This window comes from Conexibacter woesei DSM 14684, from assembly GCF_000025265.1.
Taxonomy (GTDB): Bacteria; Actinomycetota; Thermoleophilia; order Solirubrobacterales; family Solirubrobacteraceae; genus Conexibacter; species Conexibacter woesei.
This window is the reverse complement of the sequence record NC_013739.1, coordinates 2,965,383-2,984,055: the sequence shown is the minus strand read 5'-3', so window position 1 is coordinate 2,984,055 and position 18,673 is coordinate 2,965,383. Positions and strand designations below refer to the sequence as shown.

The 18,673-nt window shown below is 72.5% G+C and carries 20 protein-coding genes; 7 read left to right on the top strand and 13 right to left on the bottom strand.

Features of this window, described 5'->3' with window-relative positions; translation table 11 throughout:
* Nucleotides 1–152: 152 nt before the first annotated feature.
* On the top strand, nt 153–1,184 hold the full coding sequence (gene tdh, locus CWOE_RS13950; RefSeq protein ID WP_012934267.1) for an L-threonine 3-dehydrogenase: 1,032 nt from the start codon (nt 153–155) through the stop codon (nt 1,182–1,184).
* Nucleotides 1,185–1,187: 3 nt separating this feature from the next.
* Nucleotides 1,188–2,360 carry a glycine C-acetyltransferase gene (locus CWOE_RS13945; RefSeq protein WP_012934266.1) on the top strand — a complete coding sequence of 391 codons (1,173 nt, stop codon included), beginning with the start codon at nt 1,188–1,190 and terminating at the stop codon, nt 2,358–2,360.
* A gap of 62 nt (nt 2,361–2,422) precedes the next feature.
* Here CWOE_RS13945 and CWOE_RS33485 read toward each other — a convergent pair whose 3' ends face one another.
* The 3 genes from CWOE_RS33485 to CWOE_RS13930 are packed head-to-tail and all read right to left on the bottom strand — an operon-like array spanning nt 2,423 to nt 5,335.
* Nucleotides 2,423–3,271, bottom strand: coding sequence for an IclR family transcriptional regulator (locus CWOE_RS33485; protein WP_012934265.1), 849 nt, complete (start codon nt 3,269–3,271; stop codon nt 2,423–2,425).
* Nucleotides 3,268–4,050: a creatininase family protein gene (locus CWOE_RS30690; RefSeq protein ID WP_148261011.1), complete on the bottom strand. Its 783-nt coding sequence runs from the start codon at nt 4,048–4,050 to the stop codon at nt 3,268–3,270. Before CWOE_RS30690 ends, CWOE_RS33485 begins: the two co-directional genes overlap by 4 nt.
* A gap of 46 nt (nt 4,051–4,096) precedes the next feature.
* Nucleotides 4,097–5,335, bottom strand: coding sequence for an ABC transporter substrate-binding protein (locus tag CWOE_RS13930; protein WP_012934263.1), 1,239 nt, complete (start codon nt 5,333–5,335; stop codon nt 4,097–4,099).
* A gap of 193 nt (nt 5,336–5,528) precedes the next feature.
* On the opposite strand from CWOE_RS13930, the gene CWOE_RS13925 reads away from it, so the two are divergent.
* Genes CWOE_RS13925 through CWOE_RS13905 form a run of 5 tightly spaced genes read left to right on the top strand, consistent with a single transcriptional unit; the run spans nt 5,529 to nt 9,749 of the window.
* Nucleotides 5,529–6,275: an ABC transporter ATP-binding protein gene (locus tag CWOE_RS13925; protein WP_012934262.1), complete on the top strand. Its 747-nt coding sequence runs from the start codon at nt 5,529–5,531 to the stop codon at nt 6,273–6,275.
* On the top strand, nt 6,259–6,960 hold the full coding sequence (locus CWOE_RS13920; RefSeq protein ID WP_012934261.1) for an ABC transporter ATP-binding protein: 702 nt from the start codon (nt 6,259–6,261) through the stop codon (nt 6,958–6,960). Before CWOE_RS13925 ends, CWOE_RS13920 begins: the two co-directional genes overlap by 17 nt.
* Before the next feature lie 4 nt (nt 6,961–6,964).
* A complete protein-coding gene (locus tag CWOE_RS13915; protein ID WP_012934260.1) occupies nt 6,965–7,852 on the top strand; it encodes a branched-chain amino acid ABC transporter permease in 888 nt (295 codons plus the stop codon).
* Nucleotides 7,849–8,901: a branched-chain amino acid ABC transporter permease gene (locus tag CWOE_RS13910; RefSeq protein WP_012934259.1), complete on the top strand. Its 1,053-nt coding sequence runs from the start codon at nt 7,849–7,851 to the stop codon at nt 8,899–8,901. The genes CWOE_RS13915 and CWOE_RS13910 overlap by 4 nt, the downstream gene beginning before the upstream one ends.
* Before the next feature lie 17 nt (nt 8,902–8,918).
* Nucleotides 8,919–9,749 (top strand): IclR family transcriptional regulator, encoded by an 831-nt coding sequence (locus CWOE_RS13905; RefSeq protein WP_012934258.1) that lies wholly within the window; start codon nt 8,919–8,921, stop codon nt 9,747–9,749.
* Here CWOE_RS13905 and CWOE_RS13900 read toward each other — a convergent pair.
* The 10 genes from CWOE_RS13900 to CWOE_RS13855 all read right to left on the bottom strand — a co-directional run bounded on the left by CWOE_RS13900 (nt 9,739) and on the right by CWOE_RS13855 (nt 18,611).
* On the bottom strand, nt 9,739–9,954 hold the full coding sequence (locus CWOE_RS13900) for a hypothetical protein (protein WP_041730497.1): 216 nt from the start codon (nt 9,952–9,954) through the stop codon (nt 9,739–9,741). The genes CWOE_RS13905 and CWOE_RS13900 overlap by 11 nt on opposite strands.
* A gap of 86 nt (nt 9,955–10,040) precedes the next feature.
* Entirely contained in the window at nt 10,041–10,607 is a 567-nt protein-coding gene (locus CWOE_RS13895) for a class I SAM-dependent methyltransferase (protein ID WP_012934256.1), read from the bottom strand.
* A gap of 217 nt (nt 10,608–10,824) precedes the next feature.
* On the bottom strand, nt 10,825–11,250 hold the full coding sequence (locus tag CWOE_RS13890; RefSeq protein ID WP_012934255.1) for a PIN domain nuclease: 426 nt from the start codon (nt 11,248–11,250) through the stop codon (nt 10,825–10,827).
* A gap of 38 nt (nt 11,251–11,288) precedes the next feature.
* A complete protein-coding gene (locus CWOE_RS13885; protein ID WP_012934254.1) occupies nt 11,289–12,473 on the bottom strand; it encodes a M20 family metallopeptidase in 1,185 nt (394 codons plus the stop codon).
* A gap of 1 nt (nt 12,474) precedes the next feature.
* On the bottom strand, nt 12,475–13,341 hold the full coding sequence (locus CWOE_RS13880) for an ABC transporter permease (RefSeq protein ID WP_012934253.1): 867 nt from the start codon (nt 13,339–13,341) through the stop codon (nt 12,475–12,477).
* Nucleotides 13,338–14,294 carry an ABC transporter permease gene (locus CWOE_RS13875; RefSeq protein WP_012934252.1) on the bottom strand — a complete coding sequence of 319 codons (957 nt, stop codon included), beginning with the start codon at nt 14,292–14,294 and terminating at the stop codon, nt 13,338–13,340. The genes CWOE_RS13880 and CWOE_RS13875 overlap by 4 nt, the downstream gene beginning before the upstream one ends.
* Nucleotides 14,295–14,310: 16 nt before the next feature.
* Complete coding sequence (locus CWOE_RS13870; protein WP_041730496.1) at nt 14,311–15,720, bottom strand: ABC transporter substrate-binding protein; 1,410 nt, start codon at nt 15,718–15,720, stop codon at nt 14,311–14,313.
* Nucleotides 15,721–15,887: 167 nt separating this feature from the next.
* Nucleotides 15,888–16,862, bottom strand: a complete 975-nt coding sequence (locus CWOE_RS13865) for an ABC transporter ATP-binding protein (RefSeq protein WP_012934250.1) — start codon at nt 16,860–16,862, stop codon at nt 15,888–15,890.
* Nucleotides 16,855–17,865, bottom strand: coding sequence for an ABC transporter ATP-binding protein (locus CWOE_RS13860; RefSeq protein ID WP_012934249.1), 1,011 nt, complete (start codon nt 17,863–17,865; stop codon nt 16,855–16,857). The genes CWOE_RS13865 and CWOE_RS13860 overlap by 8 nt, the downstream gene beginning before the upstream one ends.
* A complete protein-coding gene (locus CWOE_RS13855) occupies nt 17,862–18,611 on the bottom strand; it encodes a GntR family transcriptional regulator (protein ID WP_012934248.1) in 750 nt (249 codons plus the stop codon). Before CWOE_RS13855 ends, CWOE_RS13860 begins: the two co-directional genes overlap by 4 nt.
* Between the last annotated feature and the right edge of the window lie 62 nt (nt 18,612–18,673).

The following is an 18,673-nucleotide window of genomic DNA, read 5'->3' as shown; positions in this document are numbered from 1 at the left end:
ACCCGTTGACGCTCTCTCCTGCGTCCCCACCTTGGTCCGCCGTCGAAGCGCCTGCCAACGCGATTCCTCAGGCTGGAACCCCGCGGCCCCCCGGTTCCGGAGGCCGGAAGCCGCTCGCGCGTTCGCCCGCTCGCGCGTCAGCCTGGCTCGCTGTGAAAGCACTCGTGAAGGACAAGGCGGCGCCGGGCCTCTGGCTCATGGACGTCCCCGAGCCCGAGGTGGGCATCAACGACGTGCTCGTGCACGTCCAGAAGACCGGCATCTGCGGCACCGACCTGCACATCCACAGCTGGGATCGGTGGGCGCAGCAGACGATCCCCGTCCCGCTCGTGATCGGTCACGAGTTCGTCGGCGAGGTGGTCGAGGTCGGCTCCAACGTCAACGACTTCCGGCCCGGCGACGTCGTCAGCGGCGAGGGTCATCTCGTCTGCGGCCGCTGCCGCAACTGCATGGCCGGGCGGCGCCACCTGTGCTCGCGCACGGAGGGCGTCGGCGTGACACGGCCGGGCGCGTTCGCCGAGTACCTCGCGCTGCCGATGACGAACGTCTGGCACCACGCGCCCGGCGTCGACCGCGAGGTCGCGGCGATCTTCGACCCGTTCGGCAACGCCGTCCACACCGCGCTCTCGTTCAAGGTGCTCGGCGAGGACGTCCTGATCACCGGCGCCGGCCCGATCGGGCTGATGGCGGCCGCGGTGGTGCGGCACGCGGGCGCCCGCCACGTCGTCGTCACCGACGTCAACGAGCACCGCCTCGCGCTGGCCGAGCAGATGGGCGCGACGCGCGCGCTCGACGTCCGCACCGCGTCGGTCGCGAGCGTGCAGTCGGAGCTGCGGATGCAGGAGGGCTTCGACGTCGGCCTGGAGATGTCGGGCAACCCGGCCGCGCTGCGCGACATGCTCGCGAACATGGCCCACGGCGGCCGGATCGCGATGCTCGGGATCCCGACCGAGGAGATCCTCGTCGACTTCAACGAGATCGTCTTCAACATGCTGACGCTGAAGGGGATCTACGGCCGCGAGATGTACGAGACCTGGTACGCGATGAGCGTGATGGTCGAATCGGGGCTCGACATCTCCCCTGTCATCACGCACCGCTTCCACTACTCGGAGTTCGAGCAGGCGTTCGCGACCGCCGCCGGCGGCCGCGCCGGCAAGGTGCTGCTCGACTGGACGGAGGTCTAGGCGATGTTCGACAGCGTGCGCGACGGGCTCCGCGAGGAGCTTGCGGAGCTGCGCTCCGCCGGCCTCTACAAGCAGGAGCGGATCATCTCCTCCCCGCAGGACGCGCGCATTCGCGTCGCGCGCGGCGAGGTGCTGAACCTCTGCGCCAACAATTACCTCGGCCTCGCCGACCATCCGGCGGTCGTCGAGGCGGCCCGCGAGGCGCTCGACCGCTGGGGCTACGGCATGGCGTCGGTGCGCTTCATCTGCGGCACGCAGGAGCTGCACACGGAGCTGGAGGAGCGGCTGTCGGATTTCCTCGGAACCGACGACACGATCCTCTACGGCTCCTGCTTCGACGCCAACGGCGGCCTCTTCGAGACGCTGCTCGGGGCGGACGACGCGGTGATCTCCGACGCGCTCAACCACGCCTCGATCATCGACGGCATCCGCCTCTGCAAGGCGCGCCGGCTGCGCTACGCCAACAGCGACATGGACGAGCTGGAGGCGTGTCTGCGCGACGCGCGCGCCGGCGGCGCCCGCCGCGTCCTGATCGCGACCGACGGCGTCTTCTCGATGGACGGCTACGTCGCCCGCCTCGACCTGGTCTGCGACCTCGCCGAGCGCTACGACGCGATGGTGATGGTCGACGACTCGCACGCCGTCGGGTTCGTCGGACCGGGCGGCCGCGGCACACCGGAGCTGCACGGCGTCGCCGACCGCGTCGACGTCGTCACCGGGACGCTCGGCAAGGCGCTCGGCGGCGCCAGCGGCGGGTACACGAGCGGCCGGCGCGAGATCGTCGAGCTGCTGCGCCAGCGCTCGCGGCCGTACCTCTTCTCGAACACGATCGCCCCGCCGATCGCCGCGGCGTCGCTGCGCGCGCTGGAGCTGCTTGGGAGCAGCGGCGAGCTGCGCACGAGGCTGCGCGAGAACACCGCGCGCTTCCGCGCCGGCATGGAGCGCGCGGGCTTCGACCTGCTGCCCGGCGACCACCCGATCGTGCCGGTGATGTACGGCGACGCGCGCCGCGCGTCGGAGGCGGCCGAGCGGCTGCTCGACGAGGGCGTCTACGCGATCGCGTTCTCGTTCCCCATCGTCCCGCGCGGCGAGGCGCGGATCCGCACGCAGATCTCCGCCGCGCACGCGCCCGCCGAGATCGACCAGGCGCTCGCGGCGTTCGCAGCCGCCCGGTAGCGCGCGCGGTTGTCCTGGATTGGTGTCGCATAGCGACAGCAATCCAGGACGACGCCCGCGAGCTATCCGGTGAGGCGGTCGCCGAGGGCTCGTGCGACGCGGCCGAGAACGTCGACGACCGCGTCGGCGTCGGCCGGGCCGAGCCGCTCGGCGGGCGCTGAGACCGCCAGCGCCGAGCGCAGCTGCGCCGGCCCGACCGGGACCGCGACCGCGACCGCGCCGACGTCGGCCTCGCTCTCGGCGAAGTTCGTCGCGTAGCCGCGGCGGCGCGTCTCCGCCAGCGCGACCTCCAGCTCGTGCAGGCTGCGGATCGAGGACGGCGTCAGCGCGACCAGCTGCTCCCCGTGCAGCACCGTCGACAGCACCTCGGGCGGCAGCTGCGCGAGCAGCGCCTTGCCGGCGGACGTGCAGTGCGCGGGCAGCGCGACGCCGATCCGCGAGCCGATCCGCGTCGGCTTCGCGCTCTCGACCGAGTCGACGAAGACGACGCTCGCGCCCTCCAGCACGCAGAGGTGCGCGGTCGAGCCGAGCCTTCCGCTCAGCAGCTCCAGGAACGGCCGCGCACGCGAGCGCAGGCCGGCCTTCTGGGCGGCGGCCGGGCGCGCGTCGCGCAGCGCCGGGCCGGCCATGTAGGTGCGCGTGTCAGGGTCCTGCACGACGAAGCCGTGGAACTGCAACATCGCGAGCAGGCGGTGGGTCGTCGAGCGTCCCACGCCCAGCAGCTCACTCGCCTCCGACAGGCGCAGGACCTGGCGGTCACGGAACAGCAGCAGCAACCGCAGCGCGTTGTCGACCGACGCGATCGGATAGGCGGGCGGCCGCGGCGGCGCGGCGGCGTCCAGCTCTGTCCCCGCGAACGAGCGGTCGCCGAGCAGGTGGCAGGCGCCGTGCGGCTCGCCACCGCGGCTCAAGACGACGCGCCGTCCGCCTGAGCGAGCCCGAACGCCTCCCGGATCCACTCCGCCAGCTCGTCGGCGAGCGCGGCACAGATCGCCCGGCCGGCCGGCGAGGTCGCCAGCCGTGGGAGGCCGAGCACGCCGTTGGCGCTGAGCGCGGCGATCCCCTCCGCGTTCATCCGCTCGACCCAGCCCTCCTCGTCGGCGGCGTAGCCGTCCGGGACGCCGGCGGGGTCGAGCCCGAAGATCCGTTCGAGGTAGAGGATCTGGCTCGTCTCCAACCCGCCCGCGTGGGTGTCGGCATCCGGCACGACGACACCGGCGCGCCCCGCCCCAGAGCGCATCGCGCCGAGGTAGCGGGTGAAGTCGGTGTAGGCGATCACCTCCACGCCGGGGTCGTCCGCGTAGCTCGCGGCGACCTCGGCGATCGCGGCGAAGTTGCCGCCGTGCGCGCTGAAGATCGCGACCCGGCGCAGGCCGAGGTCGCGCATCGCGTCGGCGTACGCCCGCACGCACGCGCCGAACGCCTCGGCGTCGAGGTGCACGGTCCCGGCGAAGCCGAGGTGGTGCGCCGAGACGCCGAGCGGGAGGACCGGCGCGACCAGCACCGGCTCGGTCAGCCGTGCGGCGACCTCGCCGGCGAGGTGGCGCGCGATGATCGCGTCCGTCGCGACCGGCAGGTGCGGTCCGTGCTGCTCGACTGCTCCCAGCGGGATCAGCCCCACGGCCTGTTCGTCGGAGCCGACCGCCGCCAGCTGCGGCGAGGTCAGCTCGATCATCTGCAGATGTGTCACGTGTCCACTGCTTTCCTCGATTGACGGTTGACGAGCGCGGGGTGCATCAGCAGAGCGCCGGCGGCACCCATTCGGGCTTCGCCTCGCCGACGTATTCGAGCGTGCCGTCGACGAGCTTGGTGATCACGAACGGCCGCCCGACGGCGATGTGGCACTCGGGCGTCCACGTCGTCGGGCCTATCGCGAGCGGCTGGTCTCTGAACGTCTCCAGCGCCGCGGCGACCGCGTCGCCGTCGGTGCTTCCGGCTCTTTCGATCGCCTCGCCGAGCGCCTGCACGATGCTGTAGCCGGTCAGCGGCGCGAGGCCCGCCGGGGCCGGTCTGCCGGTCGCTCTGGCGTAGGCGGCGAGCACTCTTCTGCGCTGCGGGTCGGGATCTCTGCCGTCGACGAGTCCGGTCGCGAGCGCGTAGAAGTTGCGCTCGTCCGGCACGCCGGCGATCCAGAAGTTGCCGTCGAACGGCACGCCGCCGAGGACCGGGACGTCGATCCCACCACCGCGGATCTGCTTCAGCGCGGTCGCGCCGCCGGGCGGGTAGGAGCACAGCACGACCGCGTCGACGTCACCGGCGGCGCGCAGTCGCGCGACCTGCGTGCTGACCGACTTGTCGGTGTTCTGGAACGTGTCCCTGCCGACGATCGTGGCGCCATCGGCGAGCCGTCTGAAGCTCTCGTCGAAGTATCTGCAGAACGTCTTGCCGTAGTTGATCGAGACGTCCTCGAGCAGGTACACGCGCTTCCAGCCCTCGTCGTGCGCGAACTGTGCGGCGGCCGCGCCCTCGGTCGTGCCGCCCGAGAAGACGTTGAAGAAGTGTCTGCCGATCCCCTTCGCGCCGTAGCGCGGATCGCCCGCCATGCTGAGCGACACGAGCCCTCTCGACTCCGCGGTCCGCGCGGCCGGGCTGCCCTTGTCGTAGTCGAGCGACGTCATCAGGAACTGCGCGCCCTTGTCGATCACTTCGAGCGCGGCCGTCTGCCCCTGCGCGGGATTGCCGCCGGTGTCGGAGGTGACGAACTTCAGTCTGCGACCGCCGAGCAAGCCGCCTCTTGCGTTGATCTCCTCAGCCGCGAGCTTCGCGCCCTCCAGCGCGGGGATGTCGTAGGAGCTGAGGTCCGACGTCAGCGCGATCGGCGCGCCGATCGTGATGTCGCCCGTGTCGCCGCTGTCGCTGCTGCCGCCCGACGACGAATCGCTCGAACCGCACCCCGACGCGATCGACGCCGCGATCGCGAGGCCGAGCGTCGCTCCTGCGATCCAACGGCGTGGCGTAGGCACCCGTGGGGCCATCGCTGCTCCCTCCCAGACGGTGGATGGTGGGCCGAGCCCACCCTGTCGCCGGCGATCTTGCGCGCCGGCCGCTGCCGCTCGCAAACCGCATTCCGCCGCGCGGAACTGGACGGGATCGGCGGACGTGCCGGCCGGTAGACATCGCTCCAGGAGAGATGCGAAGCGCACGTATGGCCAGCCTCGGAAGGGTGCGATGGACGACCTCGACGTACGGGACCTGCAGGTGCATTTCGGTGGTGTGAAGGCGATCGACGGCGTCAGCCTGACGCTCTCGCAGGGAGAGATCCTGGGCTTGATCGGGCCCAACGGCGCGGGCAAGTCGACGCTGCTCAACGCGGTCACGGGCTTTCAGCGCCCGACCGGCGGGATGGTCTCGCTCGACGGGCGCGACGTCACGGGCGTCGCGCCGCAGCGGCTCGCGCGGCGGCGGCTGATCCGGACCTTCCAGGCGGCGCGCCTGTTCCCGGCGCTGTCGGTCGCGGAGAACGTCGAGCTGGGCGCCGTCGGCGTCGGCGGCTCGCGCCGCAGCGGGCTGCGCACGGCGCGCGAGGTGCTCGCGTGGCTCGGCCTCGAGCAGCTCGCCGACCGTCCGGCCGGCGCGGTGCCGCACGGCGCGCAGCGGCGCGTCTGCGTCGCCCGCGCGCTCGCCGGGCGGCCGCGCTTCCTGCTGCTCGACGAGCCGGCGGCCGGCCTCGACGAGGACGAGAGCGAGCGGCTCGTCGCCGACGCCCGCCGGGTGCGCGACGAGCTGGGCTGCGGCCTGCTGCTGGTCGAGCACGACATGAGCGTGATCATGCGACTGTGCGACCGCGTGCACGTGCTCGACTCCGGCGCCACGATCGCGGTCGGGCCACCTGCCGAGATCCAGCGCGACGAGGCGGTAGTGCGCGCCTACCTCGGGACGTCGGGCGGGGAGGTCGAGCATGCTCGCACTGCGTGACGTCGAGGTCCGCTACGGCGCTGTGCGGGCGCTGCGTGGCGTCTCGCTGACGGTCGAGCCGGGCGAGGTCGTCGGGCTGATCGGCGCCAACGGCGCCGGCAAGACGACGCTCCTGAGCGCCGTCTTCGGGCTGGCGCGGACGCACGCCGGCGCGATCGAGTTCGACGGCGTCTCGCTCCGCGGCCTCGTGCCCGAGCGGATCGTCCGCCACGGCCTCGCACTGGTGCCCGAGGGCCGGCACATCTTCGAGACGCTGACCGTGCGCGAGAACCTGCGCCTCGGCGCGACCGCGCTCGCCGACCGGCGCGCGCTGCCGGCGCAGCTCGACGCAGTGCTGGAGCGGTTCCCGAAGCTCGCCCAGCTCGCTGACACGCCAGCCGGCCGCCTCTCCGGCGGCGAGCAGCAGCAGCTCGCGATCGGCCGAGCGCTGCTGTCGCAGCCGCGGCTGCTGATGCTCGACGAGCCGTCGCTCGGGCTCGCGCCGCTGATCGTCGACCGCGTCTTCGAGGTGCTCGGCGAGCTGCGGCAGCAGGGCACGACGATCCTGCTCGTCGAGCAGAACGCGCTGCGCACCGTCAAGTTCGCCGACCGCACCTACCTGCTGCGGGCCGGCGAGATCGTCCTGAGCGGGGGCGCCGAGCTGGCATCGGCCGACGCCCTGCGCGCTGCCTACGTGGGGGCCTGATCACGTGACCGAACTGATCCAGAACGTCATCAACGCGCTCGCGCTCGGCAGCATCTACGCGCTGCTGGCGCTGGGGATCGCGCTGATGTTCGGCATCATGCGGCTGATCAACTTCGCGCACGGCGAGCTGATCATGGCCGGCGCCTACGCGATGGTGCTGCTGCAGGGCGATCTGTGGGGGCCGTTCGTGATCGTCGCCGCGGTCGCGATCGTCGTCGGAGTCTCGCTGCTGATCGAGCGCGTCGCCTTCCGCCCCGTCCGCGGCGCGCCGCCCGAGACGCTGCTCGTCACCTCCTTCGGCGTCAGCTTCCTGCTGCAGAGCCTCGCGACGACGATCTTCGGGTCGATGCCGCGCAGCGGGAGCGTGCTGCCGGAGCTGTCCGGCGCGTTCACCGTCGGCCAGCTCGCGGTGCCGAAGCTCGACGTCGCCGCGCTCGTGACGACGCTCGTGCTGTTCGCCGCCGTCGCGCTGGTCCTGCGCCGCACGCCGATCGGCATGCAGATGCGCGCCGCCGCCGAGGACGTGCGGACCGCCCGCACCCTCGGCGTGCGCGTCAACCGCGTCGTCGCCGTCGCGTTCGCGATCAGCGGCGTGCTGGCCGGCGCCGCGGCGGTGCTGCTGGCCGGACAGGCCGGCTCGGTCGACCCGATGTTCGGCGCGACCGCCGTCCTCGTCGCGTTCGTCGCGACCGTGCTCGGCGGGATGGGCAGCCTCGTCGGCGCCGTCCTCGGCGCCTACCTGATCGGGTTCCTGACGATCGGGCTGCAGGCGTACCTGCCGGCGGACATGCGCCCGTTCCGCGACGCGTTCGTCTACGGCACGATCATCCTCGTCTTCGTCCTGCGCCCGCAGGGCCTCATCGTCCCGCGAGCCATGGTGACCCGCGTATGAACTCTCCGCTGCTGCGCTCGCTGCCGACGCTGATCGCGCTCGTCGCGCTCGTCGTCCTCGCCACCGTCGTCGGCTCGACCGGCGGGCCGGCGATGGACCGCGTCGTGACGGTCGCGCTGATGAACCTCGTGCTCGTCGTCGGGCTGTGGATCTTCGTCGGCAACTCGGGCGTCTTCTCGTTCGGCCACGTCGGCTTCGCCGCGATCGGCGCCTACGCCGGCGGGCTGCTGACGATCCCGCCCGAGCAGAAGCCGCTGCTGATCGAAGGCATCCCTTCCGTCATCGCCGAGCTGCACGCGAGCGCGCCGGTGGCGGTGCTTGCCGGCGGCCTGCTGGCGGCGCTCGTCGCCCTGGTGCTGAGCTTCCCGCTGATGCGCCTCAACGGCCTCGCCGCGGCGATGTCGCTGTTCGCCGTGCTCGTGATCGTCAACGTCGTGCTGAGCAACTGGAACCAGCTGACCAACGGCACTGGCGGGATCTCCGGCATTCCGGCGACGACGACGACCGGGACGGCGTTGGTGTGGGCGATCGCCGCGATCGCGATCGCGTTCGTCTTCCAGCAGACGCGCTGGGCGCTGCGGCTGCGCGCGACGCGCGAGGACGAGCCGGCCGCGCGCGCCGCGGGTATCGGCGTGTTGACGGAGCGCTCGGCGGCGTTCGTGCTGTCGGCGTTCGTCGCCGGCGTCGCCGGCGCGCTCTACGGCCAGTTCCTCGGCTCGATCACGCCGGGCGCGTTCTACCTCTCGCTGACGTTCACGACGATGGTGATGCTCGTCGTCGGCGGGATGCGCAGCCTCTCCGGCGCGGTGCTCGGCGCGATCGCGATGAGCTTCGCGGCGGAGCTGCTGCGGCAGTTCGGCGCGTCGGTCGGCAAGCCAAGCCTGCGCGACCTCGGGCTGGCGCTGATCATGGTCGCGATCCTGGTGATCCGGCCCCAGGGCCTGCTCGGCGAGCGCGAGCTCGATCCGCGCCGCTTCCGCAGGTCGGAACGGTCCGGCGCCGCACGTCGCTGGCGACCTGGTCGCGCCGGTGGTTCACCGTTAGAGTGAGCCGTGGAGAGTTCTCAGTGACGCGCTTCTCGACTGCGACCCAGCTTCGCGAGCTGCCCGCCACCAGCGGCGGGGTGCGCTCGGTGACCCGCGCGCTGTCGCTGCTGCGCGTGATGGCGACGTCCGAGCGGTCGGAGTGGTCGCTGTTCGAGCTGTGCCAGGCGACGAACCTGCCGAAGGCGACCGCCCACCGGCTGCTGAGCACGATGCTGGATGACGGCTTCGTCGAGCACGCGGTGACGCCGGGCTACTACCGGCTCGGGCTGGAGGCGGCGATCGTCGGCCATGCGAGCCTCGAACGGCGCAAGCCGGAGCTGCCGGTGCACAGAGTGCTGCTCGGCCTCTCGACGCGCCTGCGCGAGACCGCGGGGATCGGCGTGCTGTCCGGCACGAACGCGATCGCGATCGCGCGCACGCACCCGTCGAGCCCCGGTCGCGTCGACTTCGCGCGCGGCGCGGTCTTCCCCGCGCACATGTCATGCGGCGGCAAGGTGCTGCTCGCGGCGCTCCCGCACGAGGAGGTCGTCGCGCTGTACGGCGGCCGTCGGCGGCTGGAGCGCTACACGTCGAACACGATCGGCACCGTCTCGGAGCTGATGCGCGAGCTGGAGGCCGTTCGCGAGCAGGGCTACGCGATCGACGACGAGGAGTACGTCGCCGGCGTCCGCTGTCTCGGCGTGCCGATCCCCTCCTCGCTCGGTCCGTCGCGATACAACGTCGGCATCTCGGCGCCGGCGGTGCGCGCGAGCCTGCAGCAGCTGCGGATCGCCTCCCGGATCCTCGAGACGGCGGCCCGCGAGCTGTCGGTCTGGTTCGACGCCGGCATGCGCCCGGACCTCACGGCGTAGCCGGCGGCTCCGTCCCCGCCGACGCGGCTTCGACTGCGTCTGCGTCCGCGTCGTCTGCGTCGGTGACGCCGACCGCGCGCAGCACGTCGTCCTTCGTCACAACGCGGCCGGGCGTCCGCGCCTGCAGCTCGTGCAGGTCGACGCCGAGCAGCTGCGCGGCGCGCAGCGCCTCCGACGGCTGCTGCTCCGGTTCCCTCGATGGCACGCCTGCGGGCACGCGCCGGACGTTAGTCACGCCGGGCTGCGCTTCTGCGCGCCCTTCCACAGCGCGGAACGCGGTGTGGAACGGGGTCAGGCGACCGCGCGCCACCAGACGCGCGGGGTGGGACGGACCTCGACCGAGTGGAAGCCGGCCGCCTCCAGGCGCGGCTTCAGCGTCTTCGGATCGACGAGGTTCATCGTGTCGTTGATGTGAATCAGCTTGAACGCGAGGTTCTTGCCCGGGCTGTCAGAGCCGGTGAAGACGCCGCCGGGCCGCAGCACGCGCCTGGCCTCGGAGAAGAGCCGGTCCTGCAGCTCGGGCGTCGGGATGTGGTGGAGCATCGTGAAGCAGACAACCGAGCTGAAGCGGCCGTCCTCGAACGGCATCGCCGTCCCGTCCCCTCTGACGACGGTGACGTCGGACTTCGGCATCCGCTCCTCCAACGCCGCCGCCAGCGCCGCGTCGAACTCCAACGCGGTCAGTCTCGTCGTGCGCGTGCGCAGCACGTCGGTCGTCGTCCCCGGGCCCGGGCCGATCTCCAGCACGTCGTCGCCCAACTCGGTCCCCTCCAGCGCCTGCGGCACGAGCGTCGTGCGAACGAACCCCCGCCAACGGTTGCTGGAGCAGATCCGGCGATGGATGCGATTCATGTTCATGGGATTCCCTTCGGTCAGCCCGTCGGTCCGAGCAGCCCACCTTCCTGCAAACCGGCCGCTCCGTGCAACTGCAGGCATCCGTCCTCGGTCGCGGTCGAGCGCGCCGCATTCGAGCGCGCGCTCACTGAATCGCGGCACCTCTCCATGCAGGGTCATGGAAGGGGGCTTGCGGTGCAGGCGCCGCTTGAGATGGGTTCGTCGTCCGACCCTGCAGCGGTCAGCTGCCGCTGAGCCGTTCGGTCGGCTGGCCGGTGATCTCTGCGATGAGGTCGAAGGCCTTGTCCTGATGCAGGAGAGCGAGACCAGCACGCTCCGCGATCGCCGCGATGAGCAGGTCGGGCACCGACGGCGCACGATGATGGCCGCGATCGGCGAGCAGACCGAGGACCTCAACGGCGCGATCCTCAGACGCGGGCGCCATGTACTCGACGGGCATCGACGCGACGGGCGGCTGGCGCAGCCCCGCGCGAAGATCCTCGGCGTCTCGTGCCGAGTAGCCGACTTCGAGCAACGTGACCGTGGCGATGCGCACCAGCCTTCGCTCGATCCGACCGGCCCACAGCTCGCTGTCCGGACTGCGCCCGAGCCGGACCAGCGCGGACTTGTCGATCAGCCAGCCGGGCGGCTCGGTCGTCTCGGTCACGACCAGGCTTGGCGCACGTCTGGCATGCCCCCTGGATATCAGGCGATATCTCGGCCGCTCGAACGGGCGGCGATCGCGTGGGCGTAGATCGCGATCGCGTCGGCGACGTCGGCGAGCGGGACGTGCTCGTCGGTCACGTGCGCCTGCTCCGGCGCGCCGGGGCCCAGCAGGACGGTCGGGATCCCGGCGCGGTCCAGCCATGACGAGTCGTTCGCGGCGCTGTCCATCCCGAGCGTGCCCGGGCGTCCGGCAGCGCGCGCGGCGGCGACGCACGCCTGCGCGATCGGCTCCTGCGGCTCGATCGCGTACGCCGGCCACGTGCGCAGCAGCTCGATCGCATGGCCGTAGGGCTCGCCGACGACACGCGCCACCGTCTCGCGCAGCACGCCGACCGCGGCGTCGACGTCCTCCGCCGGGAGCAGCCGCCGGTCGACGCCCAGGACCACGCGATCGGGGATCACGTTGACGGCCTCGGCGGCCGGCCCGCCCTCGACGCCGGTGACGGTGAGGCTCGGCGCCGGCGGATCGAAGCGCTCGTCGCGCACCGGCAGCTCGACCGCGTGCAGCGCCGCGATCAGCTCGCTCGCGACCGCGATCGGGTTCGCGAGCGCGTGCGCCTGCCCGGCGTGGCCGCCGCGGCCGGTGACCGTGATCGCCGCCCAGATCAGCCCGCGGTTGCCGAGGTAGACGTCGAGCCCGGTCGGCTCGCCGCAGATCGCGCTCGTCGCGCTGACCGCGCCCGCTTCCAGCAGCGGGATCAGGCCCCGCCGGCTGCCGACCTCCTCGTCGGCCGTCAGCACCAGCTCCACCGAGCAGCGTTCCAGCAGCCCCGCCGCCGACAGCGCGCGCAGTGCGCCGGCGAACGCGGCGACGCCGCCCTTCATGTCGCACGTCCCGCGACCGGCGAGCACGGCGCCGCGCCGCGCGGGCGTGAACGGATCGCTCGCCCACGCGCCGTCGGCGGGCACGACGTCGACGTGGCCCGACAGCGCGACCCGCTGCGCGACGGGACCGTCGCCGAAGCGCGCGATCAACGCGGGCAGGCCGTCGACCACCGGCCGCGTCACCTCGCGGGCGAGCGGAGCGACCGCGTCGTGCATCAGCTCCAGGCAGCGCTCGATCGCCGCCTCCTCGCCCTCCAGCGAGCGCTGCGCGACGAGCGCCTCCAGCAGCGCGAGCGTCGGCTCGACCTCGGCGGCCGCGGCAGCAGTGAGCGTCGTCATCTCATCCCTCCTGCGAGCGCCGCCGGGCGGCGTCCGCCAGCACGCTGATCGATCCGACCGTCAGCACGATGCAGATCGCCGGCAGCAGCATCGGCCACGCCGACTTGTCGAGGTACTGGTAGCCCTCCGCGATCATGTTGCCCCACGACGGCGTCGGCGGCTGCACGCCGAGGCCGAGGAAGCTGAGCGCCGCCTCGGACGGCACCGCGTGGCCGAGCGCCAGCACCGCCTGCGCGGCGATCGGTCCCCACACGTTCGGGATCACGTGGACGCGCACGATCCGCGCCGCGGAGGCGCCCGAGACGCGCGCGGCGCTGACGTAGTCGCGCTCGCGCTCGCGCAGCGTCAGCGACCGCGCGACGCGCGCGAAGCCCGGCACCTGCACGACCGCGATCGCGATCGCCGTGTTGCGGCCGTTGGGGCCGAGGCTGGCCGCGATCACGAGCGCCAGCACGAGCGCAGGGAACGCCAGCATCGCGTCCATCACGCGCATCAGGACCGTGTCGACGATCCCGCCGCGGAAGCCCGCGACGACGCCGATCAGAACGCCCACGACCAGACCCATCAGCGTCGCCCCGCCGGCGATCGCCAGCGACGTTCGCGCGCCCGCCATCAGACGCGAGAGCAGGTCCCGCGCGAGCTGGTCGGTGCCGAGCAGGTGGCCGGCGGTCAGCGGCGGCTGCAGGATGCCGTCGGAGAACCGCTGCAGCGTCGGGTCGTACGGCGCGATCAGCGGTCCGACGACCGCCATCAGCACGATCAGGCTCAGCACGACCGCCGCGCCGATCTCCAGCGGTCGCAGCCCCTGCCACGGTCGCCGCCGCGCGCGCGGCACGGCCGCCGCGCCGGGAACGCTCACGACGCTCATGCGGTCCGCACCCCCAGTCGCATCCGCGGGTCGAGCTTCGCCTGCAGCACGTCGGCCAGCAGTCCGCCGAGCACGACGAGCACGGTGTAGACGAGCGCGACGCCCTGGATGATCGGGTAGTCGCGCTGGGCGAAGGCGTCGACCATCAGCTTGCCGGTGCCAGGCAGCGCGAAGATCCACTCGACCACCACCGCGTCGCCGAGGATGTAGGCGAACTCCGCACCGGCGACCGCCACGATCGGGACCGCGGCGTGCTTGAGCGCGTGGACGAGATAGAGCCGCCAGCGGCCGAGCCCCTTGCTGCGCGCGAAGTGCATGAACGGCTCGCGCATGCTTTCCAGCAGCGCGGCGCGCCCGACCCGTCCGAGCGTGCCGATCGACGGCAGCGCGAGCGCGACGGCCGGCATGGTCATCGACTTCAGCCAGCCGACCGGGTCCTCGCCGAACGGCACGTAGCCGGACGACGGCAGCAGCTTGAACGTCACCGAGAACAGCAGCACCATCGACAGCCCCCACACGAACGTCGGGACCGACGTCGAGACGATCGTCACCGCCGTGAGCGCGTTGTCGACCCACCCGCCCGGTTTCGCGGCGCTGACGATCGCGATCGGGATCGCCGCGGCCAGCGCGATCGCGAGGGCGAGCAGGACGAGCTGGAGCGTGATCGGCAGACCCGCGCTCACGAGGTCGGCGACCGACTGGCCGGCGCCGAGCGACGTGCCCAGGTCACCGGCCGGCACGCCGCCCGCGAAGTCGAGGTACTGCTCGACGAGCGGGCGGTCGAGCCCCAGCTCGGCGCGCTTGGCGTCGACCTGCTCCTGTGGTGCGTGCGTCCCGAGGATCCGGCGAGCCGGATCGCCCGGGACGACCTGGAGCGCCGCGAACAGCACGATCGACGCCAGCAGGACGACGACGAGCAGCTGTCCGAGCCGGCGCAGGACGAAGGTGAGCACGTCGCCGTCCTCCCGCTCAGCCGATCGTGACGTCGGTCAGGTGCAGGACGCCGTCGTTGCTGAGGCCGAGTCCCTGCACCTTGCTGTCCCACGCCCGCACCTGGTTGGGGATGTACACCGGCGCGTACGGGCTCTGCTCCTGCGCGAGCTGCTGGATCTCGACGTACTCGGGTCTGCGCTGCGCCTCGTCGCCGCCCGAGCGGGCTCTGTCGAGCAGCGCGGTGATCTGCGGATCGGAGAAGCCGGCGCCGTTGTTGGAGCCGTCCGGCGCGTAGAAGCTGCTGAGCGCGCCGTCGGGGTCGGAGCGCTGCATCCCGAGCAGGTCCTGCACCTGCATGTCGAAGTCGCCCTTGTAGAAGCCGTCGATCAGCTGGCCCCAGTCCATCCGCCGCAGCGTCACGTCGATCCCGGCCTCGGCCAGGTTCTGCTTCATCACCTGCGCGGCCTGCGTGTAGGTCGGCGGCACCTGCAGCTCGAGCTTCACCTCTCTCCCGCCCAGCAGCGTTCTCGCTCTGGCAGGGTCGTACGGAATCGCCGGAATCTCGTCGCTGTAGCCCCACGAGGTCGGCGAGAGCATCGAGCGCGCGGGCGTGCCGGCTCCGAAGGCGACGTTTCTGACGATCGAGTCGCGGTCGATCGCGAGCGAGACGGCCTGGCGGACGTTCGCGTCGTCGAGCGGCGGCCGCGCCGCGTTCATCGGCACGTAGACGACCGAGTTGTACGGTCCGGGGCCCTGCTCCAGCTCGAGGTTCGACGCGCCCTCGACGCGAGATATCAGCTCCGGCGGCACGTAGTCGACGGTCTGCACCTGGCCGGCGACGAGGTTGGTGACCTTCTGCGTCGGATCCGGCAGCGGCTTGAAGACGACGGCGTCGAGCTTCGGCTTGCCGGCGTCCCAGTAGTCGGGGTTCCGTCTCAGCATCAGCTCCTGGTTGCGCGTCCAGTGGTCGAACGCGAACGGACCGGTTCCGACCGGCTGCGACCCGAACCGTCTGCCCGCCTGCTCGACCGCCGTCGGCGAGGCGATCATGCCCGGCTTGTCGGCGAGCGTCGACAGCAGCGGCGCGTTCGGTCTGTCGAGCGTCAGCACGACGGTGTCCTCGCCGGTCGCCTTCATCGCTGTGATCGGAGCGAGGTCGGCCGCCCACGGCGACGCTCTTCCGGCGCTGCGTCTGAGGCTCGCGACCACCGCTCTCGCGTCGAGCGGCGTGCCGTCGTGGAATCTCACGCCCTTGCGCAGCGTCAGCGTGTAGGTCCGGCCGTCTCTCGAGACCGTCCATCTCTCGGCGAGGCCCGGGCCGATCGTGCCGTCGTCGTCCGCGACGACGAGCGTCTCGAAGATCTGCGGCGTCACGAGCGAGCCCGCGTAGCCGGTGTCGCCGGTCGGGTCGAGCGACGCCGGATCGGAGTCGAGGCCGACCGTCAACGTCCCTCCGCTCGACGACGCGCCGGTCGACGCCCCGCCACCGCCGTCCGACGTCGAGTCCCCTACCTTCGCCCCGCCTCCGCATGCGGCCAAAGACCACGCCGCGACCAGCACCGCCAGGGCGGTGGCCGACTTGCTCAACCTCACCACGATGTCCTCTCCTTACGTCAGGTCCGGCCCGCGAGCTCGCGTGCGGCGAGCGGGCCGGGGTGATGACAGGCGACGCCACGGTCGCCCTCCCCGCGCAGCGCGGGGTCCTGCTCCGCGCAGACGGCGTCCGCGCGGAAGCAGCGAGTCCGGAAGCGGCAGCCGGACGGCGGCCGCAGCGGGCTCGGCGGATCGCCGTCGAGCACGATCCGCTCGTCCTCGGCGTCGATCTCCATCGCGCTCGACAGCAGCGCGATCGTGTACGGGTGTCGGGGCTCCGCGAACAACTGCTCGGTCGGCCCCTCCTCGACGATGCGGCCGAGCTGCATGACCGCGGTCCGCTCGGCGACGTGGCGGACGACGCCGAGGTCGTGCGAGACGAACAGGTACGCGAGGCCGTAGCGCTCGCGCAGATCCGCCAGCAGGTTGAGCACCTGCGCCTGGACGGAGACGTCGAGTGCCGAGACCGGCTCGTCGAGCACGACCAGCTCCGGGTCGAGCGCGATCGCGCGGGCGATCGCGACGCGCTGGCGCTGGCCGCCCGACAGCGCGGTCGGCCGGCGGCTCGCCATCTCGGGGTCGAGCCCGACGGCGTCGAGCAGCTCGGCGACCTTCGCGGCGCGCTCGGCGGCGGTGCCGATCCGGTGGACGATCATCGGCTCCTCGACCGAGCGCCCGATCGGCAGGTGACCGTCGAGCGACGCGTACGGATCCTGGAAGACCATGCTGACGTTGCGACGGACCGCGCGCAGGCCGGCGCCGCGCCCGCGCGTGACGTCGTGCTCGCCGAAGCGGAGCGCGCCGCTCGTCGGCTGCTCCAGGCAGACGAGCATCCGCGCGAGCGTCGACTTGCCCGAGCCCGACTCGCCGACGAGCGCGACAGCCTCGCCGCGCGCGATCGTCAGCGAGACGCCGTCGACCGCCTGGACCTTGCCCTGCGGCGTGCGGAAGTGCCGCACGAGCCGGTCGGCCTGCAGCAGCGGTGTCTCAGACACGGCCGGCCTCCGTCCGCTCGGACGCCGCGCCGCCGCCGGCCGGCGCGGGGCGCGGGAACCAGCAGGCGGGCGCGTCGTGACGCAGGCGCGGCTCCTCCGCGCGGCAGCGCTCCTGCACGAACGCGCAGCGCGGCGCGAAGCGGCAGCCGGCCGGCACCGCCGCGAGGTCCGGCGGACGCCCCGGGATCGCGGGCAGGCGCGCGGCCTTCGCGCCGCGAATCCGCGGCGTCGCGGTCAGCAGGGCCTGCGTGTACGGGTGGCGCGGCGCGTGCACGACGCGCCGCGTCGTGCCCTCCTCGATCAGCCGCCCGGCGTACATCACGAGCGTCCGATCGGTGACCGCGGAGATGAGGCCGAGGTCGTGGCTGATCAGCAGCACCGCCGCGCCGCGCTCGCGCGCGGAGCGCACGAGCACGTCGACGACCTGCGCCTGGACGGTGACGTCGAGCGCCGTCGTCGGCTCGTCGGCGATCACCAGGCGCGGCTCGCACGAGATCGCGATCGCGATCGCGACGCGCTGGCGCATGCCGCCCGACAGCTCGTGCGGGTATGCCTTCAGCCGCGCCTCGGGCTCGGGGATGCCGACCGACCGCAGCAGCTCGGCGGCGCGGGCGCGCGCGGCGGCGCGGTCCAGCTCGAGGTGGGCGCGCAGCGTCTCGACGATCTGCGTCCCAATCCGCAGCACCGGGTTCAGCGCCGTCGTCGCGTCCTGCGCGACGTAGCCGATCTTCCCGCCGCGCAGCCGGCGCAGCTCCGCCTCGCCGGCGGCGGCGACGTCGCGGCCGTCGAAGACGATCCGGCCGGCGGTGCGGACGCACGCGGCCGGCGTCATCCCCATCGTCGCGAGCGCGGTCATCGTCTTGCCCGAGCCCGACTCGCCGACGAGGCCGACGACCTCGCCCGCCGCGACGGCGAAGCTGACGTCGTCGCTCGGGACGACGGTCCCGCGCGCGGTCGCGATCTCGAGCCGCAGCCCTTCGACGTGCAGAAGCGGCTCGGTCACGCGCGGCGCCGAATCACGTTGAAGCGGACGAAGCGGTCGACGACGTGGATGTCGCTGACCATCAGCAGCGTCGCCTCGCGCGAGTAGTGGGTCTCGATCAGCCGCAGCAGCGGCGCGCCCTCGGCGATCGACAGCAGCTCGCACAGCTCGGGCCCGGCGACGACCGGGGTGACCTCGACGACGGTGTGGTCGATCGGCGCGGTCGCATGCGCGTCGGCGAAGTCGAAGATCGACTCCTGCACGTCGTCGGGCTCGACGTCCCTGCGCAGGTGACTGCGCCGGATCATCTCGGTGACCGCGATCGCCGGCTCGCCGTCGGCGGTGAAGCGGCGGTCGATCAGCAGCAGCGGCTCCCCCGGGTCGCAGGCGAAGCGGGTCGCGACCTCGAGCGACGCGGGCGCCCGGCGGATGCGCGTGTAGGAGATGCCGGGCTCGTGGCCGGCCTCGCGGATCAGGTCCCAGAAGCCGACGACGCGGTTGAGCGTCACGCGCGAGCGCGCGACGTGCGGGTTGATGCGCGTGCCGATGCCGCGACGGCGGGTGATCAGGCCCTCCCCCTCCAGCGACCGCAGCGCGCCGCGGACGGTCGGGCGACTGACGCCGAACATGCGCGCCAGCTCGGTCTCGTTCGGCAGCATGCCGCCGGCGAACGCCCCGTCGACGATCGCGTCCACCAGCCGCGCCTTGACGCGCTGGGGCAGCAGGCCGGTGTCCAGCGGCTCGATCACGTCAGCTCCCTCGCTCATGGGGCGAAGATAGTTTGTCAGACGTTTGATGTCAACCATTTGTCTTCTGTAGTCTTCGCTCA

Excerpts from the sequence above, each read along its gene's own strand:
- CWOE_RS13945 (WP_012934266.1), top strand. The coding sequence starts at position 1,188 with ATGTTCGACAGCGTGCGCGACGGGCTCCGCGAGGAGCTTGCGGAGCTG.
- CWOE_RS13930 (WP_012934263.1), bottom strand. The coding sequence starts at position 5,335 with ATGGCCCCACGGGTGCCTACGCCACGCCGTTGGATCGCAGGAGCGACG.
- CWOE_RS13925 (WP_012934262.1), top strand. The coding sequence starts at position 5,529 with ATGGACGACCTCGACGTACGGGACCTGCAGGTGCATTTCGGTGGTGTG.
- CWOE_RS13920 (WP_012934261.1), top strand. The coding sequence starts at position 6,259 with ATGCTCGCACTGCGTGACGTCGAGGTCCGCTACGGCGCTGTGCGGGCG.
- CWOE_RS13910 (WP_012934259.1), top strand. The coding sequence starts at position 7,849 with ATGAACTCTCCGCTGCTGCGCTCGCTGCCGACGCTGATCGCGCTCGTC.
- CWOE_RS13895 (WP_012934256.1), bottom strand. The coding sequence starts at position 10,607 with ATGAACATGAATCGCATCCATCGCCGGATCTGCTCCAGCAACCGTTGG.
- CWOE_RS13885 (WP_012934254.1), bottom strand. The coding sequence starts at position 12,473 with ATGACGACGCTCACTGCTGCCGCGGCCGCCGAGGTCGAGCCGACGCTC.
- CWOE_RS13880 (WP_012934253.1), bottom strand. The coding sequence starts at position 13,341 with ATGAGCGTCGTGAGCGTTCCCGGCGCGGCGGCCGTGCCGCGCGCGCGG.
- CWOE_RS13855 (WP_012934248.1), bottom strand. The coding sequence starts at position 18,611 with ATGAGCGAGGGAGCTGACGTGATCGAGCCGCTGGACACCGGCCTGCTG.